The organism is Kitasatospora sp. NPDC094015 (assembly GCF_040304075.1).
In the GTDB taxonomy this organism is placed as follows: Bacteria; Actinomycetota; Actinomycetes; order Streptomycetales; family Streptomycetaceae; genus Kitasatospora.
Map to the genome: position 1 here is coordinate 1 of NZ_JBEOUL010000026.1, position 26745 is coordinate 26745.

Below are 26745 nucleotides of genomic sequence, written 5' to 3' on the forward strand. Positions count from 1 at the left end.
GCGTTGACTTTTGGCACGCTGTTGAGTTCTCAAGGAACGGACACTTCCTTCGGACCGCCTTCCAGCGGGCCCTCCGGGCGCTTCGTTCTTTCGTGTTTCCCAGCCTAGCAGATGTTTTCCGCTCCGTTTTCCGGGGCTTCATTCATCCGATTAGCTTTTGCCTTTCGGCTTTCCAAACTCTAGCAGAGTGATTCGGTCGCTTTTCCCTTCCGATCGGAATCGGAAAAGTGCGCGACAAGTCGCTCATCAGTGTTCGGGGGGTTCGTCGTCCTCGGCCTCAGCCGTTCAGGCGACTCGGACTACGTTACGCCGAGGTGTCGATCGAGTCAAACATGAGGGGCCGGATCTGGCTGGATCCGGCCCCTCGGTCCCGGGTGCGCTGGTCAACCCGGGTCTGTTCTCGGCCACCTGACCCCTACTACGGAGGGGTGGTGGAACCTGCGGTCAGTTCGCCGCCAGCTCCACCGCGGCCAGGTTGCGCTTCCCGCGGCGGAGCACCAGCCAGCGACCGTGCAGCAGGTCGCCGGCGGTGGCCACGGCCTCCTCGTCGGCGACCTTGGCGTTGTTGAGGTAGGCGCCACCCTCCTTGATGGTGCGGCGGGCGGCCGAGCGACTCGGCGCCAGGCCGGTCTCGACCAGCAGGTCGACGAGCTGGCCGAGCTCGGTGACGGTCGCCTTCGGCACCTCGGCGAGGGCCGCGGCGAGCGTGGCCGGCTCCAGGTCGGTCAGCTCGCCCTGGCCGAAGAGCGCCTTCGAGGCCGCGACGGCGCGCTCGTACTGGTCGGCGCCGTGGACCAAGGAGGTCAGCTCCTCCGCCAGGGCCCGCTGGGCGAGGCGGGCGGCCGGTCGCTCGGCGGTCTCGCGCTCCAGCTCCTCGATCTCCTCGCGGGAGCGGAAGGAGAAGATGCGCAGGAAGTTCGAGACGTCCCGGTCGTCCGCGTTCAGCCAGAACTGGTAGAAGGCGTACGGGGTGGTGAGCTCGGGGTCGAGCCAGATGGTGCCGGACTCGGTCTTGCCGAACTTGGTGCCGTCCGCCTTGACGATCAGCGGGGTGGCGAGCAGGTGGACGGACTTGCCGTCGGCCTTGCGGATCAGGTCGCTGCCGGCGGTGAGGTTGCCCCACTGGTCGCTGCCACCGGTCTGCAGGGTGCAGTTGTAGCGGCGGTTCAGCTCCAGGTAGTCCATGCCCTGGAGGATCTGGTAGCTGAACTCGGTGTAGCTGATGCCGGCGTCGGAGTTGAGCCGTCGGGCGACGGCCTCCTTCGCGATCATGTTGTTGACCCGGAAGTACTTGCCCACGTCGCGCAGCAGGCTGATCGCCGACATCCCGGAGGTCCAGTCCAGGTTGTTGACCATGCGGGCCGCGTACTCGCCCTCGAAGTCGAGGAAGCGGGAGATCTGGCCGCGCAGGCGGTCCACCCAGCCGGCCACCGTCTCGGGGTCGTTGAGCACGCGCTCGGCGGTCGGCTTGGGGTCGCCGATCAGGCCGGTCGCGCCGCCGACCAGGCCGAGCGGGAGGTTTCCGGCCTGCTGGAGGCGGCGCATGGTGAGGATCTGCACCAGGTTGCCCAGGTGCAGGCTCGGGGCCGTCGGGTCGAAGCCGCAATAGAAGGTGACCGGGCCGTCCGCGAACGCCTTGCGCAGTGCGTCCTCGTCGGTGGACAGGGCGATCAGCCCACGCCACCGCAGCTCGTCGACGATGTCCGTCACGGTCACGCTTCTCCTTCGACCGGGCGTCCGGTGCCCCGCGGCCCGTTCCCTCGGGCCCGGCGTCGGACGACTCCCACGTTCTAGCTCCAGCGTTCTAGAGAGTACGCGGTCGGGGCCAGCGGGTTTCGGCCGGTCGGCCCGGGCACGCGGAAATTCCGTTGTTCCGCGGGTGCCGCCCGGTCACAGTGGTGCCATCGCCGGGTGGCGGCGGTGACAGGGCGGCCGTGCCGTCGCACGGTCCGCAGGGAGGTGGCCCGAGGTGCGCAACACACTGGTACTGAACGCGAGCTACGAACCGCTGACCACGGTCTCGCTCAAGCGCGCCGTGGTCCTGGTCCTGCAGGACAAGGCCGTCGTCGAGCAGGCCCACCCGCTTCGCGTGGTCCGCGGTACCGGTGTGTCGATCCCGGTACCGCGGGTCATCAGACTGCAACGGTTCGTCAGAGTGCCGTTCCGACAACGGGCGCCGTGGTCGCGCCGGGGTGTGCTGGTCCGGGACCAGCACCTGTGCGCGTACTGCGGACGCCGGGCGAGCACGGTGGACCACCTGATGCCGAAGTCGCGCGGTGGTGCGGACAGCTGGCTGAACACGGTCGCGGCCTGCGCCGAGGACAACCAGCGCAAGGCGGACCGGACGCCCGAGCAGGCCGGCATGCGGCTGCTGCGGCGCCCGTTCGAGCCGACGCCGGAGGCCACGCTGATGCTGGCGCTCGGTCTGCGCGAGAGCGACCTCGGTGACCTGGCGGCCTGGCTGCCGGCCACCGCCTAGCCCCGCGCGCAGCCGGTGCACCAGGAGGCGCCCCCAGAGCCGGCGCCCCAAGAGCCGGTGGGCCGACCCGATCGGGGGACGGGTCGGCCCACCTGACCGACCGCGCGGTCAGTCCTTGCTGCGGAACGCCGTGGCGAGGCCGAAGTTGGAGGAGTGCTCGGGCATCGCCACCACCTTGTCGCCGCCGCTGAGCAGCCGGCCCGAGGTGAGCAGCGAGCCGGTGCCCTTCGGGAAGGCGCCGCCCTGGGTCTCCTGCCCGCCGGTCAGCGCGAACCGGCTGATGTGGGCGGGCTGGTCGAGGCGCTCGTCGACGGCGAGCAGCAGGCCGCCGCCGTCCAGCCCGACCGGCCGGGCCTTGGCCTTCTCGGCGATCGCGGTGCGCCAGAGCGACTTGCCGGTGCCGAGGTCGTAGCCGGTCACGGCGGGGGCGCCGCCGTCGGCCGGGGTGACCGTGGCGATCATGGTGTGCTCGTGGAAGTAGACGCCGGGCACGGCGTCGAAGGTGCCGCGGGTGACGTCCAGCCGGCCGCCGTCGGCGGCGACCGGGATCTCGGCGGCGGGGTCGCCGCTCGGGCCCCAGGCGAAGACCCGGTCGTCGGCGGACTTCTCGCCGGTGGTGAGGACCACGGCGGGTTCGGCGGAGAGCACGGTGACGGTCTTCGGCTGGTTGTTCAGCCCGCGCCACCAGGTGACCTTGCCGTCGCCCGCGTTCAGGGCGACCGCCTGGTCGACCGGCGTGCTGTCCGCGCAGCTGCTGTGGAGCACCACGGTCGCGCCGGTGGCGCCGCCGGAGAGCGTGCAGAACTTGCCCTGGCCCGCGTACTGCCAGAGGTCCTTGCCGTCCTCGGCGGCCCAGGCGGCGACCCGGTCCTCGCCGATCGCGATCACCTTGTCGTCGGTGACCGCCACGTGGGCGGCGTAGCCGTCCTTGGTGTCGGACACGGCCTTGGTCCAGGTGGCCTTGCCAGACTTGGTGTCGACGACGGCGAGGGTGGAGCAGGGGGTCTTCGGGTCGGCGGACGGCCGGAACAGCACCGCGGCCAGGCCCTTGGCGTTGACCGTCGGGCTGAGTCCGCACGGTACGGCGCCGTCGGCGGGCGCGGCGAGGGTCCAGGTCGGCTTGCCGTCGGCGAGCGCGTAGGCGCGCACGCCGGAGCCGTCGGCCCGGACCACAGCGTCCGCGAGCAGCCAGCTGCCGACCAGGGTGTCGTCGCTGCCGGCGGGCGCGGCGGCGTCGGGCTGGGCCGACCAGGAGCGGTCGTGGGCGACCGAGATGTTCTGGCTGACGGGTGCGTCCGCGGCGGGCTGCTCCGGGGTGTCGTCCTCGGTGACCAGCACGCCCGCGGTGACCAGGACGGCGAGGGCGGCGACGCCGGCGCCGACCCGGATCGCCAGGGCGCGCCGGCTGGGCGCGCGGTCGCCCGCGAGGGCGGAGCCGGCGACGGCCTTGGCCCGGTCGAGCAGCGAGGGCTTGGCGGTGTCCCGGGGCCCGGACGGCCGAGCCGGCTCCGCCTGCTGCTCGGACTTCCCGAGCTCCTCGGCCGGCGCGGGCTCGAAGCCGGCCGGCGGCGTCGCGGGGACGGGCGGGTACTGCGCGGTCGTCGCGTAGCCGTCGTCCGCCTGCGGGGCGGCCTGCTGGAGCGGGCCCGGCTGCTCGGAGCCCCCGGGCTGGTCGCCCTGGTACGGGGAGTAGCTCCCGTAGCCGTACGCGTCACCGTACGGGTCGCCGGTGCCGGCCGGGGCGTAGAGCTGCTGGTCCGGCTGCGTCGCGCTCGGGTAGCCGTACGGGAGTCCGGTGTACCCGGCCTGGTAGGTGTCCGTGGCGCTCTGCTGCGGGTAGCCGGTCTCCTGCTGCGGGAAGCCGCTCTCCCACTGGTCGCCGGGCTGCCAGGCGGGGGGCTCGGGCACGCCGTACGCCTGCTGCTGGTAGCCGTTGTCGGGCATCCACGCGGTGCCGGGGTCGGCCTGCTGCTGGGGGTACCAGGACTGCTGCTGCTGGTCGTGGCCGACCGGCTGCTGCTGTCCGTCGTTGTCGTGCGGGTACCCCTGGCCGGTGGCTGGGGGATGGTCCTGAGCCATGCGTTCCGTCCGTCCCGACTGCGTGCTGCCGTGGGCCAGCATCTCACGGCGGCCGGGGCGGGTCGGTCGGCGCCCGCCGGGGCGGGCGCTGACCGGGGGTCAGGCCGCGGCCCGCAGCGCCTCGTCGATGAGCGCTGCGAGGGTGAGGTCGAGGCTGGTCAGACCGCCTGCGCTGTGCGTGGACAGGACGAACCGCAGGGTCCGCCAGCGGATGTCGATGTCGGGGTGGTGCTCGAGCCGCTCGGCGTCCTGGGCGACCGCGTCGACCACCAGGATCGCGGTGGGGAAGCTCGCCGTCTCGGCGGTGCGGACGATCGCGTCGCCTTCGCGTCGCCAGTCCGGCAGGCCGGCCAGGCCCGCGGTGATCTCTTCTTCCGTGAGCCGGGCCCTGGTCATCCGGTACCTCTCGTCCTGTCAGGTGGTGACCCGGCGCGGCCGGGTGAGCAGCTCGCCACCGCAGTTGGGACAGGTGGCGGCCATCGACGCGGTGCATTCCGGGCAGAAGGTGCACTCGTACGAGCATATGAAGGCGGGGGCGTCCGCCTTGAGCGACACCTCGCAGCGCTCGCAGATCTCGCGCATCTCCAGAGCCATCGGAACCCTCCAGGGGTGGATCGGGGTGGTGGACCGGTCGGTGGACACCGTGGCCGGGCGGACCGACGGGGCGGGCCGCCCGGTCAGGGTGAGGCAGGGCGGTCGAGTGCGCCTGGGGCCTCAGCTGAGCAGCATCCGCCCCACGGCCACCAGGCCGACCACCACGATCACCGCGCGCAGCACGGCCGGCGGCAGGCGGCGGCCCACCTTGGCACCGAGCTGGCCGCCGGCGGCCGAGCCGACGGCGATCAGCAGGACGGCGGTCCAGTCGATCGTGGAGGTGAAGAGGAAGAAGACCGCGGCCACGCCGTTCACCACCATGGCGAGGACGTTCTTGGTGGCGTTGATCCGCTGCATCGAGTCCTGGAGCAGCATGCCCATCAGGGCCAGCAGCAGGACGCCCTGGGCGGCACCGAAGTAGCCGCCGTAGACGCCGGTCAGCAGCACACCGGTGAACAGCAGCGGGCCGACCTCGGCGGCGGGGGCGCCGTTCTCCTTGCGGCGAGCGGCCACGGCGCGGGCGACCCGGGGCTGGAGCACGACCAGGACCAGGGCGAGCAGGATCAGGACCGGGACGATCGCGTCGAAGGCCGAGGCCGGGAGCCGGATCAGCAGCACCGCGCCGATCAGGCCGCCGATCAGCGAGGCGACCGAGAGCCTGGCCAGCCGCGGGCCCTGGCCGGTCAGCTCGCGGCGGTAGCCGATGGCGCCGCTGAGCGAGCCGGGCACCAGGCCGAGGGTGTTGGAGACGTTGGCGGTGACCGGGGGCAGGCCGACGGCCAGCAGGACCGGGAAGGTGATCAGGGTCCCGGAGCCGACGATGGTGTTGATCGCGCCGGCGCCGACACCGGCGATCAGCACGGCCACACCCTCCCAGAGTGTCATCTGCCATCCCCTCGCTCGGTCCTGTCGGGACGATCATGCCGGAGGCCCCCGGCGGCGGGCCAGGCGGCATCCAGCATGCGGACCCGGCCGTCCCGGCCCCCGGTCGTCCCGACACGCCCGAGGGCCCGCTCCGCGGTGGCGGAACGGGCCCTCGGGCGCGGGTGCGGCGCTGCCCCGGCCGGACGCCGGGGCCCGGCTCACTCCGGGTCGATCTTCGGGTACTGGCGGGTGGGCTCGACCCGGGGACGGGCCGACTTGGTGTCGGTGTCCACCGGGCGCGGACCGGCCGCCGGGTCGACCGGGACCCGGGTCGCCGCGGCGGGCGCCGCGCCGTTGCCGCCGCCGGCCAGGCCGGTGAAGGCGCCGCCGAGGCCCTTGAGCGCGTCGCCGACCTCGCTCGGGATGATCCAGAGCTTGTTCGAGTCGCCCTTGGCCAGCTCGGGCAGGGTCTGCAGGTACTGGTAGGCGAGCAGCTTCTGGTCGGCGTCGCCCTCGTGGATCGCCTCGAAGACCGTCCGGATCGCGGCGGCCTCACCGTCGGCGCGCAGCACCGCGGCCTGCGCCTCACCCTCGGCCTGGAGGACGGCGGCCTGCTTCTCACCCTCGGCGCGCAGGATCGCGGCCTGCCGGGAACCCTCGGCGGTGAGGATCGCGGCCCGCTTGTCCCGGTCCGCGCGCATCTGCTTCTCCATCGAGTCCTGGATGGAGGTCGGCGGCTCGATCGCCTTCAGCTCGACCCGGTTGACCCGGATGCCCCAGCGGCCGGTGGCCTCGTCCAGCACGCCGCGCAGACCGGCGTTGATGACCTCGCGGGAGGTCAGGGTGGACTCCAGGTCCATCGAACCGATGATGTTGCGCAGCGTGGTGACGGTGAGCTGCTCGATCGCCTGGATGTAGCTGGCGACCTCGTAGGTCGCGGCCCGGGCGTCGGTCACCTGGTAGTAGATGACGGTGTCGATGTTGACGACCAGGTTGTCCGAGGTGATCACCGGCTGCGGCGGGAACGGGACCACCTGCTCGCGCAGGTCGATCCGGTTCCGGATGGTGTCGATGAACGGCACCACGATGTTCAGCCCCGCGCCCAGCGTGCGGGTGTAGCGGCCGAAGCGCTCCACGATCGCGGCGCTGGCCTGCGGGATGACCTGGATCGTCTTGATCAGTGCGATGAAGGCCACCACGACCAGGACGACCAGCACGATAAGGACGGGTTCCACGACTCTCCCCCTAGACGACCAGGGCGGTTGCGCCCTGGATTTCGACGACGTCGACCTGCTGACCCGGCTCGTAGACACTGCCGGGGTTGAGCGCGCGGGCCGACCAGATCTCGCCGTTCAGCTTGATCCGCCCGCCCTGACCGTCGACCCTCTCCTGGACCACCGCGGACGCGCCCGGGAGCGCGTCGACGCCCGTGCGGATCTCCGGCCCCTTCTGCAGCAGGCGGTACGCGACCGGCCTGACCAGCACCAGCAGGGCGACGGAGACCCCCACGAAGACCAGGAACTGGAGGACCACCCCCGCCCCGAGCGCCGCGGCACCGGCGGCCGCGCCGGCCCCGATCGCGAACATGGCGAGCTCGGGCATGGCCGTGAGCACCAGTGGTATGCCCAGGGCGACGGCGACGAGGAGCCACCAGGTCCAGCTGTCCACAGGTCCATCCTAGGGAGGGGAGCGGTCTTGCGGCGGAAAGTTCCCGCAGGTGGACGGGCGGAAACCGGCCGCGCGTACGACCGGTCGGGTTCAGCCGAAGTTCAGGAGTTCAGCGCCCTCCCGGCCCCCTCCCCCAGGAAGGTCTAGCCGAGCGGCAGGCCCTGGGCGGACCAGCGGTCGCCGTGCCGCTCCAGGGTCAGCGGCAGGCCGAAGCAGAGCGAGAGGTTGCGGGCGGTCAGCGTGGTGTCGAGCGGACCGGCGACCAGCACCTTGCCCTGGCGGATCATCAGCACGTGGGTGAAGCCGGGGGCGATCTCCTCGACGTGGTGGGTCACCATCGCCATCGCGGGCGCGTACTCGTCCTGGGCCAGCGCGCCGAGGCGGCGGACCAGGTCCTCGCGGCCGCCGAGGTCGAGGCCGGCCGCGGGCTCGTCGAGCAGCAGCAGCTCGGGGTCGGTCATCAGGGCGCGGGCGATCAGGGTCCGCTTGCGCTCGCCCTCCGAGAGGGTGCCGAACTTGCGGTCGGTGTAGCCGGACATGCCGAGCCGGTCCAGCAGGGCCAGGGCGCGCTGCTCGTCGGTGGTGTCGTACTGCTCGCGCCAGCTGACGGTCATGCCGTACGCGGCGGTGAGCACGCACTGCAGCACGGTCTGCTCGGCCGGCAGCTTCTCGAACATCGCGGCGCTGGCCAGGCCGATCCGCTGGCGGAGCTCGAAGACGTCCACCTCGCCGAGCTTCTCGCCCAGCACGGCGGCGGCACCCGAGGTCGGGAAGAGGTAGGTCGCGGCGACCTGGAGCAGCGTGGTCTTGCCGGCTCCGTTCGGGCCGAGGATGACCCAGCGCTCGCCCTCCGCGACCGACCAGGAGACCTGGTCGATGAGCGCGCGCCCCTCCCGGACCACGGATACGTCCACCAGCTCCAGCACGTCGCTCATGCCTACGCCTTCCCCAATGCAGTTTCGGCCGTCCGGGACCTGCGCGAAGGTCCTCGGGGTGCGGTCCGCTCGTGTCGACAGTCGGTGCGGGCGGGCAGCCTACTCCCCGTCCTTGTGAGTCGGGGAGCGGGTGCGGCGCACGCAGCACAGGCCAAACCTACGCCACCCGGATGTCGGTGTTGTCCGTAGGCTGGCTGGATGCTCGCTACTCCTTCCGAGAATCCGTACGAAGAGCCGCGATCGGGCCGGCTGACCGCCTGGGGCAACGCCCTGCTGGGCGGAGCCGCGTCGCCCGACGACGCGGCGGCGGCCGTGCAGGGCGCCGACGAGAGCCACCGCGTGACCGGGCTGCCGGGCGACGCCGAAGGGGAGCTGCACGGGCTCACCTGGGCGCTCGGGCGGCTGCGGGTGCTGGGGGTGAAGGGTCTGCGGCTGGCCCTGCCGGCGGCCGGCCACCCGCTGGGGCTGACCGGGCCGGCCCGGTTCAACGACCTGGCGTTGGGGGCCGGCGAGGCGGTCCTCGCGGTCGGGGTGCCGGTCGGGCTGGTGCCCGAGATCCAGGTGTTCGGGCCCGCCGGCGACCGCTCGGCGACCGTGCTGTGGCGCTGCGCCGAGGTGAACGACGCCCCGCCCGCGGACGTGCCGTCGCTGCACGAGGCCGAGCGGGAGCTCGCGGACGGCCTGCGGGAGGCGACCGCGCTGCTGGCCGGGCTGGACGTGGCGGGCGCCGGGCCCGAGACGCTCAAGGCACTGGACGCCTACCGGCGGCGGGGCCACGCCGAACTCCTGGCGCCGGGGTATCCGCCGCGGGCGGTACGGATCCTGGAGTCGGCCCGGCAGGTGTCCGCCCTGCTGTCGATCGCGGCGGGCAGCCACGGCGCAGCCGTCAGCGCCTCCGAGATGGCCGCCCGCCGAGCCACCCTCGCCCCCCTCGAACGCACAGCCCGCCGCGCCCAGGTAGCCGCCTACAACGCCATGACCGACGAACCCTGACCCCACCGGGCGCCGCGGGGCCCCACCCGGGGCGGGGGCAAGCGCAGGCCCCACCAGGGGCGCGGGGAACTGCGCGAGACGGAAGAAGCACCGCGGCAGCCGGCGACGAGCGAACAGTTCACGCCCCTGCCCTCCCGCCTTCGCGCAGTTCCCCGCGCCCCTCAAAAATCGACCACCCCGCACCCTCAAGAACGACCACCCCGCGCCCCTCAAAAAGCCTGGAGCGTCCGTCAGGGTTCGCCTGCGGCGCCGTTGCGGACGGCCCAGAGGGCGGCTTGGGTGCGGTCGGCGACGTCGAGCTTCATAAGGATGTTGGAGACGTGGGTCTTCACGGTCTTCTCCGAGAGGTGGAGCGAGCGGGCGATCTCCCGGTTGGAGCGTCCGGCCGCGATGTGGCCGAGCACCTCGCGCTCACGGTCCGTCAGCGCGCCGCCCCGCCCCTGCGGCACCTGCGGTCCGCTGTCGGCCAGCAGCGCCGCGGCCAGCTCGGGCTGGAGCAGCACGTGCCCGGCGTGCACCGAGCGGATCGCCCCCGCCAGCGCCTCCGGATCGACGTCCTTGTACACGTACCCGGCGGCGCCGGCCCGCAGCGCGGGGACCATGGTGCGGTGCTCGGTGAAGCTGGTGACGATCAGGACCCGGGCCGGGTTGCCCTCCTCCTTGAGCAGCCGGAGCGCCTCGATCCCGTCCACCCCGGGCATCTTGAGGTCCATCAGGACGACGTCGGGGGCGAGTTCCTGGGTCCGGGCCACCGCCTCCGCGCCGTCGGCGGCCTCGCCGACCACCTCGATGTCGCCCTGCACCTCCAGGAAGGTGCGCAGGCCGCGGCGGACGACCTGGTGGTCGTCGACCAGCAGCACGCGGATCGGTGCTTCGGTGTCAGGCACCGGGGACCTCCATCTCGACGACCGTCCCCTGGTCCGGGGCGGATTCCAGGGTGAGCCGGCCGCCGACGGAGGCGGCGCGGTCGCGCATCGACACCAGGCCCAGGTGCCGCCCGGCGCGGCGTACCGAGTCCGGGTCGAAGCCGTGGCCGTCGTCGGTGATCCGCAGCACCGCGCCGCGGGCCGCCGTACCGGTGAGCGACACCTCGACGGTCCGCGCGCCGGAGTGGCGCAGGGCATTGTGCAGGGCTTCCTGGGCGACCCGCAGCAGGGCGGCCTCCCGGGCCGGCGGCAGCGCCCGTACGTCGGCGGTGCGGAAGGTGACGTCGGCGGTGTGCGCGCGGTCCAGCACCTGGATCTGGGAGGCGAGGGTGGCGACCAGGCCGTCCTCCTCGAGGGCGGCGGGGCGCAGCTCGATCACCACGGCACGCAGTTCCTCGGCGGCCTCGGCGGCAAGTTCGGCGACCTCGGCGAGTTCGGCCCGGGCCCGGGCCGGGTCGCGGTCGACCAGGGTGGCGGCGGCCTTGGCGGTCAGGCGCAGCGAGAAGAGCTTCTGGGAGACCGCGTCGTGCAGGTCGTGGGCGATCCGGGCGCGTTCGCCGGCGAGGGTGAGTTCGCGGCTGCGTTCGTAGAGGCGGGCGTTGCCGAGGGCGAGGGCGGCGTGCGCGGTGAGGATGCGCAGCAGTTCCTCGTCGTGGGCGGTGAACCCGGCACCGCCGCAGGTCCCGCCCACCGAACCCCTCTTATTGGCCAAGCCCCTCTTATTGGCCAAGAAGAGCGCCCCGACGATCTCGGTGCCGTCGATGATCGGCATCCCGAGGAAGTCCTTGAGCTCGGGGTGGGCGGCCGGCCAGCCGCCGAAGTCGGCGGCCTGCCGGACGTCGGCGAGCCGGGTCGGGGTGAGCTGGTGGAGCATGCTGGCGAGGACGCCGTGCTGGCGGGGCAGCGGGCCGATCGCCTTCCACTGCTCGTCGCTGACGCCGTCCACCACGAACTGGGCGAAGCCGCCGTGGTCGTCGGGCACCCCGAGGGCGGCGTACTCGGCGTCCAGCAGGGTGCGGGCGGAGGCGGTGATCCGGCGCAGGACCTCCCGCACCTCCAGGTGGCGGCTCATCGCCAGGACGGCCGAGCTGATCGCTTCGATCCCGCCGAGGCACGGGTCGCAGGCGGGGGCACGCTCGTTCGGGGCGGCCGGTTCCGAGGACATGCCACCACGCTACCGCCGGGTCCGCGGGCCCCGCGTCGGCCGCCCGCCGGGCCGGTCGTACGGCTGTGGGCGCAGGACCTCGGACGTAGGCCCTCCCCCGGAACGCCGACGGGCGGCGGCCCCGTGGTGGGGTCGCCGCCCGTCGGCGGTGCGGGGGAGCGGTGCGGCGGTGCAGTGCGGCGGAGCCGGGCCGCGGTGCTCAGCCCTTCTGCATGACCTCGGGCTCGTGCCGGCGCTGGAGACGCTGGATCAGGAACGCGAGGCCGACCGAGATGACCACCATGGCCAGGCAGTTGAGCACCCAGATGCCGGCCGAGTGGTCCCACAGGACGTCGATCGGCGCGGTGGCCGGGGGCTTGGCCTGGGCGACCGGGGCGATGTGCGCCAGGTCGAGGGTGGTGCCCGCGGCGGCGACGCCCCAGCGGGCCGGCATCAGCCAGGCCAGCTGCTCCAGGCCAGGCTTGTCGAACAGCTGGAAGATCGCGCCGGTGAAGACCATCTGGACGATGGCGAACATCACCAGCAGCGGCATGGTCTTCTCTGCGGTCTTCACCAGGGCGGAGATGACCAGGCCGACCATCATCGAGGTGAAGCTGAGCAGGATGATGCCGATGGCCATCTCGACGGCCGGCGAGTGCGTGAGGATCAGGCCCTCGGCGGGCAGTTTGCGCACCCCGAAGCCGATCGCCGAGATGATCCCGCCCTGCAGGAAGCTGATCACGCCGAGCACGATGATCTTCGACATCAGGTACGCGGACCGGGACAGCCCGGTGGCGCGTTCGCGTTCGTAGATCGCCCGTTCCTTGATCAGCTCACGGACCGAGTTGGCGGAACCCGACAGGCAGGCGCCGAAGGCGAGCACCAGCAGGATCATGCTGGCGATCTGGTTGCGGCCGGCCGGCCCGTCGCCCGGGCCGAGGCCGAACTTGGACGGGATCACGGCGGACACCCCGCCCAGCACCAGCGGCAGCAGCACCGACAGCGCCAGGAAGCCCCGGTCGGAGGCGATCACCGCCAGGTAGCGGCGGATCAGCGTCCACAGCTGCGAGCCCCAGCTCTGCGGCTTCGGCGGGCGCACCTGGTTGTGCTCGTTGGGGGCCGCCTGGGTGGCCACCGCGTCGACCGCCGCCGAATACTCCTGGTAGTGCACCGAGCCGCGGTAGCGGCCGGCCCAGTCGTGGTCGGGGTAGTTCTCGAAGGCCTGGAAGACGTCGGCCCAGGTCTCGTAGCCGAAGAAGTGCAGGGCCTGTCCGGGCGGCCCGAAGTACGCCACCGAGCCGCCCGGTGCCATCACCAGCAGCCGGTCGCAGAGCGCCAGTTCGGCCACCGAGTGGGTGACCACCAGGACGGTGCGGCCGTCGTCGGCGAGACCGCGCAGGGTCTGCATGACCTCGCGGTCCATGCCCGGGTCGAGACCGGAGGTGGGCTCGTCCAGGAAGATCAGGGACGGCTTGGTGAGCAGCTCCAGCGCGACCGAGACGCGCTTCTGCTGGCCGCCGGAGAGCGCGGTGATCCGGTTGTCGGCCCGCTTGTCCAGGCGCAGTTCGAACAGCACCTCGTCGATCCGGCGGTCGCGCTCGGCCGCCTCGGTGTCGCCGGGGAAGCGCAGCCGGGCGGCGTACTTGAGGCCGCTGCGGACGGTGAGTTCCTTGTGCAGGATCTCGGACTGCGGCACCAGGCCGATCCGGGAGCGCAGTTCGGCGAACTGCTCGTAGAGGTTGCGGCCGTCGTAGCGGACCTCGCCGCGGTCGGCGGGGCGGTAGCCGGTGAGGGCGCGCAGCAGGGTGGACTTGCCGGAGCCGGACGGGCCGATCACCGCGACCAGGGACTTCTCCGGGACGGAGAAGCTGACGTCGTTGAGCAGGACCTTCTTGCCGCCCTTGAAGTCCACCTCCACGGTGAGGTGGTGGGCGGAGAAGGTGACCGCGCCGGTGTCGACGAACTCCTGCAGCTGGTCGCCGACCAGGACGAAGCTGGAGTGGCCGACGGTGAGGCGGTCCTGCGGCCCCATCAGCTGGCGTTGGACCGGCTGGCCGTTCAGGAAGATCCCGTTGTGGCTGCCGAGGTCGACGATCTCCCAGCGGCCGTCCGGCAGCTGGCGCAGCTCGGCGTGGTGCCGGGAGACCTGGAGGTCGGAGACGACGATGTCGTTGTCGAGCGCGCGGCCGATCCGGATGGTGCGCACCCCGGCGCTCAGGTTGCGCACCATGGTCGGGTTGCCGAGGCCGCCCACCGGGACGGGCTGCCGGTCGGGGTGGCCCTGCGGCGGCCCCTGGGGCTGCGCGGGCAGCGGCGCGTGCTGCGGGCCGGTGCGGAACTCGCCGGGCTCGCCCGGGAAGGACTGCTGCTGCGGGAAGCCCGGCTGCGGGGTGGGCGCGTCCCACTGCTGCTGCACGGGCGGGGCCTGGACCGGCGGGGCCTGCACGGGCGGCTGCTGGGCGGCCCAGGCCTGCTGGGCACCGGGGGTGGCCCGCCGGGTGGTCGCCTCGTGGATCCCGCCGGGCGGCGTGGCCGAGGAGGGGGCCGGGGCGGAGAAGCTCAGCCGGGGCCCGTTCTCCGGGTTGCCCAGGTTGACCACCGCGCCGGGGTACAGCTGTGCCTGCGCGGTCCGGGCCCCGGCGGCGAACGTGCCGTTGGTGGAACCGTGGTCGTCCAGCTGCCAGTTGGCGCCGGTGAAGGAGATGGTCGCGTGCCGCCAGGAGACCCTGGCGTCGTCGAACGGGAAGTCCGAGTTCGGGTCCCGTCCGATGGTGTAGCTGCGGCCGGGCTCCAGGACCCGCCGCTGCCCGTTGAGCTCCAGTACGAGTTGCGGCACTGTCGGCCTGCCCCGCTCTCTCGGTCCCCCGGTCGGCCCCCGGTGAGGGGGGTCATGTGATGTGACGAGGGGAATCATTCCAGCCGCGGTGCCGTACCTGAAAGTCACCTCGGGCGACTGTGACCGGGTGGCAACACACCCGCGGGGCCCGGTGACACCTCCGTGCGGCGCGGTGAGGTCCCGGTCCGCGGCCAGCGTCCCAGCGTTCGGACCGGTGCGGTGGAGCGGCCCCCCGGCCCGGTAGCGTGGGAGGCACCATGAACGCATCTGATCCGGCCGCTGAGCCCTTCCCCGCCTCACAGCCCCGGACCGCCGACGAGCGCACGCTGCTGGTCAAGGTGTTCGGCAAGGACCGCCCCGGCATCACGGCGGGCCTGTTCAGCACGCTCGCCGACTTCGGCGTGGACGTGATCGACTTCGAGCAGATGGTCACCCGGGGCCGGATAACGCTGTGCGCCCTGGTGACCCCGCCGCCCGCGGCCGACGCCGAGGGCACCCTGCGGGTCACCGTGCACCGGTGGGCCGAGGAGATGAAGCTCCAGACCGAGATCATCTCGGGCACCGGCGACAACCGGCCGCGCCGCGAGGGCCGTTCCCACGTGACCGTGCTCGGCCACCCGCTGTCCGCCGCCGCGGTGGCCGGCCTGAGCAGCCGGATCTCGGCGGCCGGCGGCAACATCGACCGGGTGTTCCGGCTCGCCAAGTACCCGGTCACCGCGGTCGAGCTGACCGTCTCCGGGGTCTCCACCGCGCACCTGCGCACCGAGCTGGCCCAGGAGGCCGCCGTCCAGCGGGTGGACGTCGCGGTGGCCGAGGCCGGCCTGCACCGCCGGGCCAAGCGCCTGGTGGTGATGGACGTGGACTCCACGCTCATCCAGGACGAGGTGATCGAGCTGTTCGCGGCGCACGCCGGCTGCGAGCAGAAGGTCGCCGAGGTGACCGCCGCGGCGATGCGGGGCGAGCTGGACTTCGCCGAGTCGCTGCGCGCCCGGGTGGCGCTGCTGGCCGGGCTGGACGCCGCCGTGGTGGAGAAGGTGCGCACCGAGGTCCGGCTGACCCCGGGCGCCCGCACCCTGATCCGTACGCTGCAGCGCCTGGGCTACCAGGTGGGCATCGTCTCCGGCGGGTTCACCCAGGTCACCGACCACCTGGTGGAGCTGCTCGGGCTGGACTTCGCGGCGGCCAACACCCTGGAGGTGGCGGACGGGAAGTTCACCGGCCGGGTCACCGGGGAGATCGTGGACCGCCCGGGCAAGGCCCGCTGGCTGGTCCGGTTCGCCGAGCAGGCCCGGGTGCCGCTGGCGCAGACGGTGGCGATCGGGGACGGCGCCAACGACCTGGACATGCTGAACACGGCCGGCCTCGGGGTGGCGTTCAACGCCAAGCCGGTGGTGCAGGAGGCGGCCGAGGTGGCCGTGAACCTCCCGTTCCTGGACACCGTGCTCTACCTGCTGGGCATCAGCCGCGAAGAGGTCGAGGCGGCCGACGAGCTGGACGGCACGCCCACCGAGTGACGGCGGGCGCGCGGGGCCGGGGCCCGGGCGGCCCCGGCCTCGCGGCTACTCCGGCAGGGTGTGGTACGAGTCGAGCTTGGCCACGCCGGGCTCGACGCCCTTCCAGGGGCCGGTGAAGCTCAGCACCGCGATGGCGCCGGTGGGGAAGCCGTTCAGCCGCAGCCGGTTGAGCGCCTCCTGGTCCCCGTCGTCGCCGGCCAGCACCTGGGTCAGGCCCAGCACGCCGGGGTTGTGGCCGACCAGCAGCACGTCGGCGCTGTAGTCGTGGGTCTCCTGGAGGACCTCGATGATCTGGCCGGGGCTGGCCTCGTACACCCGGTCCTCGTACACCGTCCGGCGGTGCCGCTTGGGCAGCTCGTGCGCGACCAGTCTCCAGGTCTCCCTGGTCCGCAGGGCGGTGGAGCAGAGCACGTGGTCCGGGTTGATGCCGGAGTCGACCAGCCACCGGCCCGCCTCGCCGGCCTGAGTCCGGCCCCGGTCGGCCAGGGGACGCTCGTGGTCGGCGACCTGGTTCGGCCAGTCGGCACGGGCGTGGCGGAGAACGATGATCCTTCGGGGTGTATCGGCGCTCATACCCCCAGAGCTTCGCAGAAAATCAGCCGTCGGGCGCGTGCTCCACAACTCCGCCACCCGCAGGAGTGGAGCGGCTGCGGTGCGCCACCGTCAGCCCATGTTCGCGGCGACGGAGGCGATCACACCCACCACCACGACGACGCCGGCGATCAGGCCGAGCAGCTGGAGCAGCTTGCGCTGGCCGTTCTGGGGACTGGGTTCGAGGACTGGCATGCGGCCAGTGTCGCATCCCTTACGCGGGCCCCCGGCCGGGGACGCCCCCGGCCCGGCCTCAGGCCGCCGCCGGCGGGGCCTCGTCCTCGATGTGGCGGGCCCTGGCGGCCCGCAGGCCGACCGCCATCTGCGGCACCAGGAGCACCGCCAGGAAGCCCAGCGGCAGGTACCAGCCACCGGTCCAGCCGTAGAGGCTGCCGATCAGGATCGGGCCGGGGATGGAGATCAGGTAGCCCAGGCTCTGCGCGAAGGCGGACAGCTGGCTCACCCCGCCCGGGGTGCGGGCGCGCAGGCCGATCATGGTCAGCGCGAGCGGGAAGGCGCACATCGACAGACCCACCAGGCAGGCCCACAGCCAGGAGACGGTGCCCGCCGCGAACGCCAGCCCGATGTACCCGGCGATGCCGCACAGGGCCAGCACCACGACGAAGATCCGCTGGTCACCACGGCGGACGGCGAGGTTCGGCAGGACGAACGAGGCCGGCACGCTGACCACCATCACCAGCGCCAGCAGCACCCCGGAGGCGCCCTCGGACACCCCGGCGTCCTGGTAGATCTTCGGCAGCCAGCCCATCGCGGCGTACGCGCTGGTGGACTGCAGGCCGAAGAACGCGGCCAGCGCCCAGGCGGTACGGCTGCGCGTGATCGGCAGCCGGCCGGCCCGCCGGTCGGCCCCGGCGGCGGAGCGCTCGCGCCGCAGCACGGCGGTCACCAGCCAGAGCACCAGCGCCGCGGCGGCGAGCAGGCCCCAGACGCCCAGGCCCATCCGCCAGCTGCCGCCGAGGGCGCCGGTCAGCGGCACGGTGGCGGCCGCGGCGGCCGAGGTGCCGACCGACAGCGCCATCGAGTAGAGGCCGATCATCGGGCCGACCCGGTCCGGGAAGTAGCGCTTGATGACCACCGGCAGCAGCACGTTGGAGACCGCGACGCCGGCCAGCGCGACGGCGGTGAGCAGCAGGAAGACCCCGGTGCTGCCGGTGAACGAGCGGGCCAGCAGGCCGAGCGTGATCGCGCCCATGCCGGCGGCGACCACCGCGATCGGGCCCACCCGGCGGGCCAGCGCGGGGGCGGCCATGCCGAAGACCGCGAAGCACAGCGAGGGCACGGCGGTCAGCAGGCCGGCGACGGTGGCGCTCATGCCGAGGCCGGAGCGGACCTGGTCCAGCAGCGGGCCGAGGCTGGTGACCACCGGGCGCAGGTTGAGGGCGGCCGCGACGATGGCCGCCGCCAGCAGCCAGGACAGGTACCGGGCCCGGGGGGCGGGGCGCCCGGCGTCCCGTACGGCCGGCTCGGCGGCGCTCGGGGCGGACCGGTCCAGGGGGGTCGGGAGCGCTGCTGGCTCGGTGCTGGTGGCGTCTGCTGCGGTCGACATAGCGGCCATCATAGAATGATGGGATGAATTTATGCACACCGGTATCCTGAAGCCGTCCACCCAGCAGCAAGGAGTCCCGATCCCATGGTCCTGTCGACCACGCGGCGCGCGTCGCTGTCCGATCAGGTGATCGCGCAGCTGCGCGCCCAGATCACCTCGGGCGAATGGCCGGTCGGCTCGCGCATCCCCACCGAGGCGGAGCTGGTCGACCAGCTCGGGGTGGCCCGCAACACGGTGCGCGAGGCCGTCCGGGCGCTCGCCCACAACGGCCTGCTGGACATCCGGCAGGGCTCCGGCACCTACGTGCTGGCCACCAGCGAGCTGGCCGGGGTGATGCACCGGCGGTTCGCGGACGCGGACGGCGCCCAGGTGGCGGAGCTGCGGGCCACCCTGGAGACCGCCGCGGCGGGCCTGGCGGCGCTCCGCCGCACCGACCGGGACCTGGAGCTGCTGGAGTCGACGCTGGCCCGGCGGGACGCCGCCTGGCACGCCGGCGACCCGGAGGACTTCGTGCAGACCGACGCCGCCTTCCACCAGGCCGTGGTCGCCGCCGCCCACAACGACGTGCTCGCCACCGTCTACGCCGACCTCGGCGAGGTGACCCGGGCACATCTGCGCCGGGACGTCGGCCCCGAGCTCGTCCCGGACCGCTGGATCAGCCACCGCGGCATCGTCGACGGCATCCGGACCCGCGACTCCCAGCTCGCCTCCGTCGAGGCCGGCCGGGCGATCGGCGCCTGCGGCCCGGACAGCTGACCCCGGCGCCCGGGACCGGGCGCCGAAACGCCGACCGCCCGGCCCCACCGCTCCGGTTCGGGAGCGGATGGGGCCGGGCGGTCGGGAACGCCGGGTGACCGGGTGGGACCGGGCCGGGTCAGGCGCCGATCGCGTGCAGCCCGCCGTCGACGTGGACGATCTCGCCGGTGGTCTTCGGGAACCAGTCCGAGAGCAGCGCGACCACACCGCGGCCGGCCGGCTCCGGGTCGTTCAGGTCCCACTTCAGCGGCGAACGGTGGTTCCAGGTGTCGGCCAGCTCGCCGAAGCCCGGGATGGACTTGGCGGCCATCGAACCGATCGGACCGGCCGAGACCAGGTTGCAGCGGATGTTCCGCGGACCCAGGTCACGGGCCAGGTAGCGGGAGGTGGCCTCCAGCGCGGCCTTGGCCGGGCCCATCCAGTCGTACTTCGGCCACGCGAACTGCGCGTCGAAGGTCAGGCCGACCACCGAGCCGCCGTCCTGCATCAGCGGGAGCAGCGCCATGGTCAGCGACTTCAGCGAGAACGCCGAGACCTGCATGGCGGTCGCCACCGACTCCCACGGGGTGTTCAGGAAGTTGCCGCCCAGGGCGTCCTGCGGGGCGAAGCCGATCGAGTGGACGATGCCGTCCAGGGTCGGCAGGTGCTCGCGCACCTGGTCGGCGATGCCCGCCAGCTGCTCCTCGCTGGAGACGTCCAGCTCGAGCACCTTGGTCGGGACCGGCAGCTTCTTGGCGATCCGCTCGGTCAGGCTGGGCCGGGGGAACGCGGTCAGGATGATCTCGGCGCCCTGCTCCTGCGCCAGCTTGGCGGTGTGGAACGCGATGGACGACTCCATCAGCACGCCGGTGATCAGGATCCGCTTGCCTGCAAGGATTCCGCTCATGTTGCTCAGTGACCCATGCCCAATCCGCCGTCGACGGGAACGACGGCTCCGGTGATGTATGCGGCCTCGTCCGAGGAGAGGAAGCGCACGGCCGAGGCGATCTCGGCCGGTGCGGCGTAGCGGCCGAGCGGCACGCCCGCGACGATCTCCGCACGGCGCTCGTCGCTGAGCACGGCGGTCATGTCGGTGTCCACGAAGCCGGGGGCGACCACGTTGACGGTGATGCCGCGCGAGCCGAGCTCGCGGGCCAGCGAGCGGGCGAAGCCGACCAGGCCGGCCTTGGACGCGGCGTAGTTGACCTGCCCCGGCGAGCCGGTCAGGCCCACCACCGAGGAGATCAGCACGACCCGGCCCTTGCGGGCCCGCAGCATCTTGGCGCTGGCGCGCTTGACCACCCGGAAGGTGCCGGTCAGGTTGGTGTCCAGGACCGAGGTGAAGTCGTCCTCGCTCATCCGGAGCAGCAGGGTGTCCTTGGTGATGCCGGCGTTGGCGACCAGGACCTCGACCGGGCCGTGCGCGGCCTCGATCTCGGTGAAGGCCGCGTCGACCTGCGCGGCGTCGGTGATGTCGCAGCGGACTGCGAGCACGTCGAACTTGGCAAGCTGCTCCGGGACCTCACCCGAGCGGCTGGTGATCGCGACCTTGTCGCCGCCCTCGGCGAAGGCCTGGGCAATCGCGAGGCCGATGCCCCGGTTGCCTCCGGTGACGAGAACCGAGCGGCTCAACGGTCCACCTCTCTCCTAGTTGACCTGCATGCGTACGCACTGTGACGGTATCGGTCCCGCCGAGGGCAGGGCCCATCCGGCTCCGACAGGTACCTCTCGCGGTATCTGTCGCTTCCCGACAAGAGATGTGCCGGGAGCTGGCCCGATCCGCCCCCGAGGGGGAACGATGGACCGGTCACACCCGTTGCTCACTGGGCCTCCGGTACACCTGGGGCTTCCGGCGAGGGCCGGCCCGGCGGCCGGAGCACGAGACAGAGGGAAGCGGAACGCGGATGAGCAAGCACCCCCGAAGCAGCGGCGGCGGCCGACGTGCCCGGCTGTGGGCCCTGACCGCGCTGGCCACCGCGGCCGGTGCCGCCGCCTGGTCGCTGCGCGACCTGCCGGCCGCGTTCGGCCGCCGGCCGGACGGCACCCGGGACGACCGGGTCCGCAACTCCCCCCAGTACCGCGACGGCGTCTTCCACAACGCCCCCAGCGTGCTGGCCCGGCAGGAGCCCGGCCGCCCGGACGGCGACACCTTCCGGCGGATGCTGCTGGACGACCGCGCGGCCCGCCGCCCCAGCCTGCCGGTGCCGCTGGAGCGCCCGGCCGCCACCGCGGCGCAGCCGGCCGCCGCGGGCATCGAGGTGGTCTGGTACGGCCACGCCTCCGCGCTGGTGGAGGTGCAGGGCACCCGGGTGCTGATCGACCCGATATGGTCCGACCGCTGCTCGCCGGTGAACCAGGTCGGCCCCAAGCGGCTGCACCCCGTCCCGGTCGCGCTGGCCGAGATCCCGCCGGTGGACGCCGTGCTGATCTCGCACGACCACTACGACCACCTGGACATGGCGACCGTCAAGCAGCTGGTCGAGCTGCAGTCGGCGCCGTTCGCGGTGCCGCTCGGGATCGGCGGCCACCTGCGCCGCTGGGGCGTGCCGGAGCACCGGATCATCGAGCTGGACTGGGACGAGACCTGCACGCTCGGCGAGCTCACCCTGACGCTCACCTCGGCGCACCACTTCTCCGGCCGCGGCACCACCCGCAACACCACGCTCTGGGGCTCCTGGGTGATCGCCGGCCCGTCCCGGAAGGTCTACTACACCGGCGACTCCGGCTACTTCGAGGGCTATGCGCGGATCGGCGAGCAGCACGGCCCGTTCGACGCCGCACTGGTGCAGATCGGCGCGTACGACGTCGCCTGGCCGGACATCCACATGACGCCGGAGGACGCCGTCCGGGCGCACCTGGACCTGCGCGCCGGTCTGCTGGTCCCGGTCCACTGGTGCACCTTCAACCTGGGCCTGCACCCGTGGGCCGAGCCGATCGAGCGGCTGCTCGCGGAGGCCAAGGCGCAGGCCGTGCCGCTGGTGGTGCCGCGCCCCGGTCAGCGGGTCGACGTGGACAACCCGCCGGAGCTGGACGGCTGGTGGGAGACCGTCGCCTGACGGTGGCCCGATCCCGCCACGCCGGAGCTAAATTCCCTGGCGACAATTGGCCGGAGGGGAAATGATGCGATGCGGGTGCCCCTGTCCGCGGGGCACCCGCCGCACACCCCGAACCAGCCCCCCGAGCCAGGGAGCCCGATGCCGCCCACCTCCAGCGCCGGCACGCCGCACGACCGCGCCGTCGATCCGCTGTTCCTCGCCTACCCGTTGCGCACCCTCGCCGACGCGGCCCTCAGCCGGGCCCGGCAACTGGGCGCCTCGCACGCCGACTTCCGCTTGGAGCGGGTGCGCAGCGCGGCCTGGCGGCTGCGTGACGCCCGCCCGTCCGGCAGCTCCGACACGGTGCAGCTCGGCTTCGCGGTCCGGGTGCTGCTGGACGGCGCCTGGGGCTTCGCGGCCGGCGTGGACCTGACCGCCGCCGCGGTGGCCAGGGTCGCGGAGCAGGCGGTGGCGGTGGCCCGGCTGTCGGGCGGGATCAGCCGGGCAGCCGGCTCCGAGGACCTGGTCGAGCTCGCCCCCGAGCCGGTGTACGCGGACGCGACCTGGGTCTCCTCGTACGAGATCAACCCGTTCGAGGTGCCGGACGCGGAGAAGACCGCGCTGCTGGCCGACTGGAGCAGCCGGTTGCTGGCCGCCGACGGCGTCTCGCACGTCTCGGCCTCGCTGCTGACGGTCCAGGAGAACAAGTTCTACGCGGACACCGCGGGCACCGTCACCACCCAGCAGCGGATCCGGCTGCACCCCTCGCTGGAGGCCACCTCGGTCGACGAGCGCACCGGCGCCTTCGACTCGATGAGCACCATCGCGCCGCCGGCCGGCCGGGGTTGGGAGTACCTGCAGGGCACCGGCTGGGACTGGAACCGCGAACTCGCCGAGCTGCCCGAGCTGCTGGCCGAGAAGATGAAGGCGCCGAGCGTCGAGGCCGGCAACTACGACCTGGTGATCGACCCGTCCAACCTGTGGCTGACCATCCACGAGTCGATCGGCCACGCCACCGAGCTGGACCGCGCGCTCGGCTACGAAGCCGCGTACGCCGGCACCTCGTTCGCCACCTTCGACCAGCTCGGCACGCTGAAGTACGGCTCCGAGCTGATGCACGTCACCGGCGACCGCACGGCCGAGCACGGCCTCGCCACCATCGGGTACGACGACGAGGGCGTGGCCACCCAGTCCTGGGACCTGGTCAAGGACGGCGTCCTGGTCGGCTACCAGCTGGACCGCCGGATGGCCGAGCTCAAGGGCTTCGGCCGCTCCAACGGCTGCGCCTTCGCCGACTCCCCCGCCCACGTCCCGGTGCAGCGGATGGCCAACGTCTCGCTGCAGCCGGCCGCGGACGGCCCCGACACCGAGGGCCTGTTCGAGGGCATCGAGAAGGGCCTGTACATCGTCGGCGACCGCTCCTGGTCGATCGACATGCAGCGCTACAACTTCCAGTTCACCGGCCAGCGCGCCTACGCGATCAGGAACGGCCGGCTGGCCGGGCAGGTCAAGGACTTCGCCTACCAGGCCACCACCACCGACTTCTGGGGCTCGATGAGCGCCGTCGGCGGCCCGCAGACCTACGTCCTGGGCGGCGCCTTCAACTGCGGCAAGGCCCAGCCGGGCCAGATCGCGGCGGTCAGCCACGGCTGCCCGTCCGCGCTGTTCCGCAACGTCAACGTGCTCAACACCCAGCAGGAGGCGGGTCACTGATGTCCGACACCACACCCCGGCCGCACGAGCTGGTCGAGCGCGCCCTGGAACTCTCCCGCACCGACGGCTGCGTGGTGATCGCCGACGAGGAGTCGAGCGCGAACCTGCGCTGGGCCGGCAACGGGCTGACCACCAACGGCGTCACCCGGGGCCGCCGGCTCACCGTGATCGCCACCGTGGACGGCGCCCGGGGCACCGCCTCCGGCGTGGTCTCCCGCGAGGCCGTCACCCGCGAGGAGGTGGAGAGCCTGGTCCGGGCCGCCGAGAGCGCCGCCCGGGACGCCGGCCCCGCCGAGGACGCCCAGCCGCTGCTGGCCGGCCGCGCCGCGTCCGCCGACTTCACCGAGCCCCCGGCCGAGACCTCCGCCGAGGTCTTCGCCGAGTTCGCCCCGGCCCTGGGCGAGGCCTTCGCGCGGGCCCGCAAGGGCGGCGAACTGCTGTACGGCTTCGCCCGGCACGAGCTGACCAGCAGCTACCTGGGCAGCTCCACCGGCCTGCGGCTGCGCCACGACCAGCCCACCGGCTCGGTCGAGCTCAACGCCAAGACCGCCGACCTGTCCGGCTCGGCCTGGGCCGGCGCCGCCACCAGCGACTTCACCGACGTGGACGTCGCCGCGCTGCACGCCACCCTGAGCACCCGGCTCGGCTGGGGCGCGCGCCGGATCGACCTGCCGGCCGGCCGGTACGAGACCCTGCTGCCGCCCTCCGCGGTCGCCGACCTGATGGTCTGCCTGAACTGGTCGGCCGGCGGGCGGGACGCCGCCGAGGGCCGCTCGGTGTTCAGCCGCGCGGGCGGCGGCACCCGGATCGGCGACCGGCTGAGCACCCTGCCGCTGACGCTGCGCTCCGACCCGGCCGAACCCGGGCTGCGGGCGGCCCCGTTCGTCCTCGCGCACTCCTCCGGCGACAGCGGCTCGGTCTTCGACAACGGGCAGCCGCTGGCCGCCACCGACTGGATCCGCGACGGCGAGCTGGCCAACCTGCACACCACCCGGCACTCGGCGGCCCTGACCGGCCTGCCGCTGCGGCCGTCCGTCGACAACCTGGTGCTGGAGACCGCCGACCAGGCCGGCGCGCCCACCCTGGAGGAGATGGTCGCCCGGACCGAGCGCGGGCTGCTGCTCACCTGCCTCTGGTACATCCGGGAGGTCGACCCGGCCACCATGCTGCTCACCGGCCTGACCCGGGACGGCGTGTACCTGGTGGAGAACGGCGAGGTGGTCGGCTCGGTGAACAACTTCCGGTTCAACGAGTCCCCGGTCGACCTGCTCGGCCGGATCACCGAGGCGGGCCGCACCGAGCGCTGCCTGCCGCGCGAGTGGAGCGACTGGTTCACCCGCGCAGCGATGCCGCCGGTGCGGGTCGCGGACTTCAACATGAGTTCGGTGAGCCAGGCCTCCTGAGCGGGCCGCACCGAGGGGGAGACGGAGAAGATGGACGAGAAGCAGACCGTCCGGGTGTCCAAGACGCTGTCCCGGGTGCTGCGGCACGACCCGGACGCGATCGGGATCACCCTGGACGCGGCCGGCTGGGTGCCGGTGGACGAGCTGCTCGCGGCGCTGGCCCGGCACAACCGGCGGATCAGCCGGGCGCAGCTGGACCACGTGGTGGCGACCAACAACAAGCGCCGCTTCGCCTTCTCCGGGGACGGCCGGTCGATCCGGGCCAGCCAGGGCCACACCGTGGAGGTCGACCTCGGTCTGCCGCCCAGCACCCCGCCGGCGGTGCTGTACCACGGCACCGGGTCGCGGACGGTGGGCGTCATCCTGGCGGAGGGCCTGCGGCCGATGACCCGCCGGGACGTCCACCTCTCCGCGGACACCGGGACGGCCGAGCGGGTGGGCGCCCGGCACGGCCGTCCGGTGGTGCTGGTGGTGGACGCGGCCGCGATGGCGGCGGCGGGCCACGTCTTCCGGGTCAGCGCCAACGGCGTCTGGCTGACCGACGCCGTCCCGCCGGCCTACCTGAGCACCGCGCCCTGAGCACGGCACCCGGGGCGCCGCGCTCCGGGACCGCCCGACCCGCCGGCCCCACCCGCACCGGCAGACCCCGGCGGTCACGGGCCGGCGGGACTCGCCGCCCACCCGGTCTCCTCGCGGACGGTTCGGCGGCGTACCGTGAAGTGGCCGCAGCCGGCCGAGGGTGCGGAGCCGGACGAGGGCGGTACACATGCGCAAGAGCGAGGACGACGGTCGGGTCATCCGGATCACCGGGGCCCGGACCAGCCTCTCCGAGGACGTCCGCGGGCGCCAGCGGCGCTACGTGATCTCGATGCTGATCCGCACCGCCTGCGTGCTGCTGGCGGTGGTGCTCTGGGACGTCCAGCGCTACGTCGCCTTCGTGGCGCTGGCCGGCGGGGTGCTGCTGCCGTACTTCGCGGTACTGATCGCCAACGCCGGGCGGGAGCGGGCGCCCAGCCTGCCCAGCACCTTCGCGGTGCCGCCGGAGGTCCCGTTGATGCTGGGGCCCGGTGGGACCGGTGGGGGTGGACGGGCGACGGAGAGCCGCGCCAGGGACTGACAATTCCTCCGATTCTCACCCTGGTCTGTCCGGTTATCGACCCGATTGACCGGCGGAAAGCTCAGAGCAACCTCAGATTAATCATGAAAGAGCTCCCCACGGGGGGTCAGGACCGTGCCATACTGCGTAAGCGCTCCGCATCCCCCGTCGGAGCGACAGACCGACGCCGGGCAGCTCCCCCCGTGGCTGCCCGGCGTCGTCATGCCCGGATCCGGTCCGGCCGCAGCCGGGTGGGAGACTGGCAGGGCACACCACCGCCAGCACATCCCGGGACGGCACTCAGCATGGACACCCCCTCGCTCGGACTCTTCGGCCCGGCGGACGGCCCCGAGGGCCCGCCGGTCTGCTCCGGCAAGGGCTGCCGGCAGCCGGCCGTCTGGGTGCTGGTGTGGAACAACCCGAAGCTGCACACCCCGGACCGCCGCAAGACCTGGCTGGCCTGCGACGACCACCGGGAGCACCTGTCGCAGTTCCTGAGCGTGCGGGGCTTCCTCAAGGAGGTCCTCCCGCTCGCCGGCTTCGAGGGCTGAGACGCGCGCCCCACCCCCACGG

26 protein-coding genes are annotated in these 26745 nt (G+C 73.0%); 10 read left to right on the forward strand and 16 right to left on the reverse strand.

Annotation, left to right across the window (positions count from 1 at the left end; all coding sequences use genetic code 11):
- Positions 1–444: 444 nt before the first annotated feature.
- Positions 445–1710 (reverse strand): tyrosine--tRNA ligase, encoded by a 1266-nt coding sequence (gene tyrS / locus ABT014_RS25895; RefSeq protein WP_350641681.1) that lies wholly within the window; start codon positions 1708–1710, stop codon positions 445–447.
- A gap of 259 nt (positions 1711–1969) precedes the next feature.
- On the opposite strand from tyrS, the gene ABT014_RS25900 reads away from it, so the two are divergent.
- A complete protein-coding gene (locus ABT014_RS25900; protein ID WP_350641584.1) occupies positions 1970–2479 on the forward strand; it encodes an HNH endonuclease in 510 nt (169 codons plus the stop codon).
- Positions 2480–2587: 108 nt separating this feature from the next.
- Here ABT014_RS25900 and ABT014_RS25905 read toward each other — a convergent pair whose 3' ends face one another.
- The 7 genes from ABT014_RS25905 to ABT014_RS25935 form a co-directional block, all read right to left on the reverse strand.
- Positions 2588–4558: an outer membrane protein assembly factor BamB family protein gene (locus ABT014_RS25905; protein WP_350641585.1), complete on the reverse strand. Its 1971-nt coding sequence runs from the start codon at positions 4556–4558 to the stop codon at positions 2588–2590.
- 99 nt (positions 4559–4657) lie between these two features.
- Positions 4658–4954 carry a 4a-hydroxytetrahydrobiopterin dehydratase gene (locus ABT014_RS25910; protein WP_350641586.1) on the reverse strand — a complete coding sequence of 99 codons (297 nt, stop codon included), beginning with the start codon at positions 4952–4954 and terminating at the stop codon, positions 4658–4660.
- A gap of 18 nt (positions 4955–4972) precedes the next feature.
- The gene (locus ABT014_RS25915) at positions 4973–5152 is read right to left on the reverse strand and encodes a DUF1272 domain-containing protein (protein WP_350641587.1); all 180 of its coding nucleotides are present in this window, start codon (positions 5150–5152) and stop codon (positions 4973–4975) included.
- A gap of 120 nt (positions 5153–5272) precedes the next feature.
- Complete coding sequence (locus ABT014_RS25920; protein WP_350641588.1) at positions 5273–6037, reverse strand: sulfite exporter TauE/SafE family protein; 765 nt, start codon at positions 6035–6037, stop codon at positions 5273–5275.
- A 197-nt stretch (positions 6038–6234) separates the two neighbouring features.
- The gene (locus ABT014_RS25925) at positions 6235–7251 is read right to left on the reverse strand and encodes an SPFH domain-containing protein (RefSeq protein ID WP_350641589.1); all 1017 of its coding nucleotides are present in this window, start codon (positions 7249–7251) and stop codon (positions 6235–6237) included.
- A gap of 10 nt (positions 7252–7261) precedes the next feature.
- A complete protein-coding gene (locus ABT014_RS25930; RefSeq protein ID WP_350641590.1) occupies positions 7262–7684 on the reverse strand; it encodes an NfeD family protein in 423 nt (140 codons plus the stop codon).
- A gap of 143 nt (positions 7685–7827) precedes the next feature.
- Positions 7828–8619 carry an ABC transporter ATP-binding protein gene (locus tag ABT014_RS25935; protein WP_350641591.1) on the reverse strand — a complete coding sequence of 264 codons (792 nt, stop codon included), beginning with the start codon at positions 8617–8619 and terminating at the stop codon, positions 7828–7830.
- Between the two features lie 198 nt (positions 8620–8817).
- Here ABT014_RS25935 and ABT014_RS25940 point away from each other — a divergent pair, with 198 nt between their 5' ends.
- Positions 8818–9612 carry an Rv1486c family protein gene (locus ABT014_RS25940; RefSeq protein ID WP_350641592.1) on the forward strand — a complete coding sequence of 265 codons (795 nt, stop codon included), beginning with the start codon at positions 8818–8820 and terminating at the stop codon, positions 9610–9612.
- A gap of 230 nt (positions 9613–9842) precedes the next feature.
- On the opposite strand, the gene ABT014_RS25945 is transcribed toward ABT014_RS25940, so the two are convergent.
- From ABT014_RS25945 to ABT014_RS25955, 3 genes are all read right to left on the reverse strand, one after another.
- Positions 9843–10499 (reverse strand): response regulator, encoded by a 657-nt coding sequence (locus tag ABT014_RS25945; RefSeq protein ID WP_350641593.1) that lies wholly within the window; start codon positions 10497–10499, stop codon positions 9843–9845.
- Positions 10492–11703, reverse strand: coding sequence for a GAF domain-containing sensor histidine kinase (locus ABT014_RS25950; protein WP_350641594.1), 1212 nt, complete (start codon positions 11701–11703; stop codon positions 10492–10494). The genes ABT014_RS25945 and ABT014_RS25950 overlap by 8 nt, the downstream gene beginning before the upstream one ends.
- A 199-nt stretch (positions 11704–11902) precedes the next feature.
- Complete coding sequence (locus ABT014_RS25955) at positions 11903–14518, reverse strand: FHA domain-containing protein (RefSeq protein ID WP_350641595.1); 2616 nt, start codon at positions 14516–14518, stop codon at positions 11903–11905.
- Between the two features lie 257 nt (positions 14519–14775).
- Between ABT014_RS25955 and serB the strand changes: the two genes are divergently transcribed.
- A complete protein-coding gene (serB, locus tag ABT014_RS25960) occupies positions 14776–16032 on the forward strand; it encodes a phosphoserine phosphatase SerB (protein WP_350641596.1) in 1257 nt (418 codons plus the stop codon).
- Positions 16033–16077: 45 nt separating this feature from the next.
- On the opposite strand, the gene ABT014_RS25965 is transcribed toward serB, so the two are convergent.
- From ABT014_RS25965 to ABT014_RS25975, 3 genes are all read right to left on the reverse strand, one after another.
- Positions 16078–16605, reverse strand: coding sequence for a SixA phosphatase family protein (locus ABT014_RS25965; RefSeq protein WP_350641597.1), 528 nt, complete (start codon positions 16603–16605; stop codon positions 16078–16080).
- 90 nt (positions 16606–16695) lie between these two features.
- On the reverse strand, positions 16696–16818 hold the full coding sequence (locus ABT014_RS25970) for an SGM_5486 family transporter-associated protein (protein WP_350641598.1): 123 nt from the start codon (positions 16816–16818) through the stop codon (positions 16696–16698).
- 58 nt (positions 16819–16876) lie between these two features.
- Entirely contained in the window at positions 16877–18190 is a 1314-nt protein-coding gene (locus ABT014_RS25975) for a CynX/NimT family MFS transporter (RefSeq protein WP_350641599.1), read from the reverse strand.
- 84 nt (positions 18191–18274) lie between these two features.
- On the opposite strand from ABT014_RS25975, the gene ABT014_RS25980 reads away from it, so the two are divergent.
- The gene (locus tag ABT014_RS25980) at positions 18275–18946 is read left to right on the forward strand and encodes a FadR/GntR family transcriptional regulator (RefSeq protein WP_350641600.1); all 672 of its coding nucleotides are present in this window, start codon (positions 18275–18277) and stop codon (positions 18944–18946) included.
- Between the two features lie 118 nt (positions 18947–19064).
- On the opposite strand, the gene fabI is transcribed toward ABT014_RS25980, so the two are convergent.
- The gene (gene fabI, locus ABT014_RS25985) at positions 19065–19832 is read right to left on the reverse strand and encodes an enoyl-ACP reductase FabI (protein WP_350641601.1); all 768 of its coding nucleotides are present in this window, start codon (positions 19830–19832) and stop codon (positions 19065–19067) included.
- A gap of 5 nt (positions 19833–19837) precedes the next feature.
- Positions 19838–20557, reverse strand: a complete 720-nt coding sequence (gene fabG, locus ABT014_RS25990; RefSeq protein ID WP_350641602.1) for a 3-oxoacyl-[acyl-carrier-protein] reductase — start codon at positions 20555–20557, stop codon at positions 19838–19840.
- A 272-nt stretch (positions 20558–20829) separates the two neighbouring features.
- Here fabG and ABT014_RS25995 point away from each other — a divergent pair, with 272 nt between their 5' ends.
- The 6 genes from ABT014_RS25995 (at position 20830) to ABT014_RS26020 (ending at position 26723) form a co-directional block, all read left to right on the forward strand.
- On the forward strand, positions 20830–21981 hold the full coding sequence (locus ABT014_RS25995) for an MBL fold metallo-hydrolase (protein WP_350641603.1): 1152 nt from the start codon (positions 20830–20832) through the stop codon (positions 21979–21981).
- A 138-nt stretch (positions 21982–22119) separates the two neighbouring features.
- Positions 22120–23673, forward strand: a complete 1554-nt coding sequence (locus tag ABT014_RS26000) for a TldD/PmbA family protein (protein WP_350641604.1) — start codon at positions 22120–22122, stop codon at positions 23671–23673.
- A complete protein-coding gene (locus ABT014_RS26005; RefSeq protein WP_350641605.1) occupies positions 23673–25076 on the forward strand; it encodes a metallopeptidase TldD-related protein in 1404 nt (467 codons plus the stop codon). The genes ABT014_RS26000 and ABT014_RS26005 overlap by 1 nt, the downstream gene beginning before the upstream one ends.
- A 30-nt stretch (positions 25077–25106) precedes the next feature.
- A complete protein-coding gene (locus ABT014_RS26010; RefSeq protein ID WP_350641606.1) occupies positions 25107–25655 on the forward strand; it encodes an RNA 2'-phosphotransferase in 549 nt (182 codons plus the stop codon).
- A gap of 187 nt (positions 25656–25842) precedes the next feature.
- Positions 25843–26193 carry a DUF3099 domain-containing protein gene (locus tag ABT014_RS26015; protein WP_350641607.1) on the forward strand — a complete coding sequence of 117 codons (351 nt, stop codon included), beginning with the start codon at positions 25843–25845 and terminating at the stop codon, positions 26191–26193.
- Positions 26194–26477: 284 nt separating this feature from the next.
- Complete coding sequence (locus ABT014_RS26020; RefSeq protein WP_350641608.1) at positions 26478–26723, forward strand: hypothetical protein; 246 nt, start codon at positions 26478–26480, stop codon at positions 26721–26723.
- Positions 26724–26745: the final 22 nt, after the last annotated feature.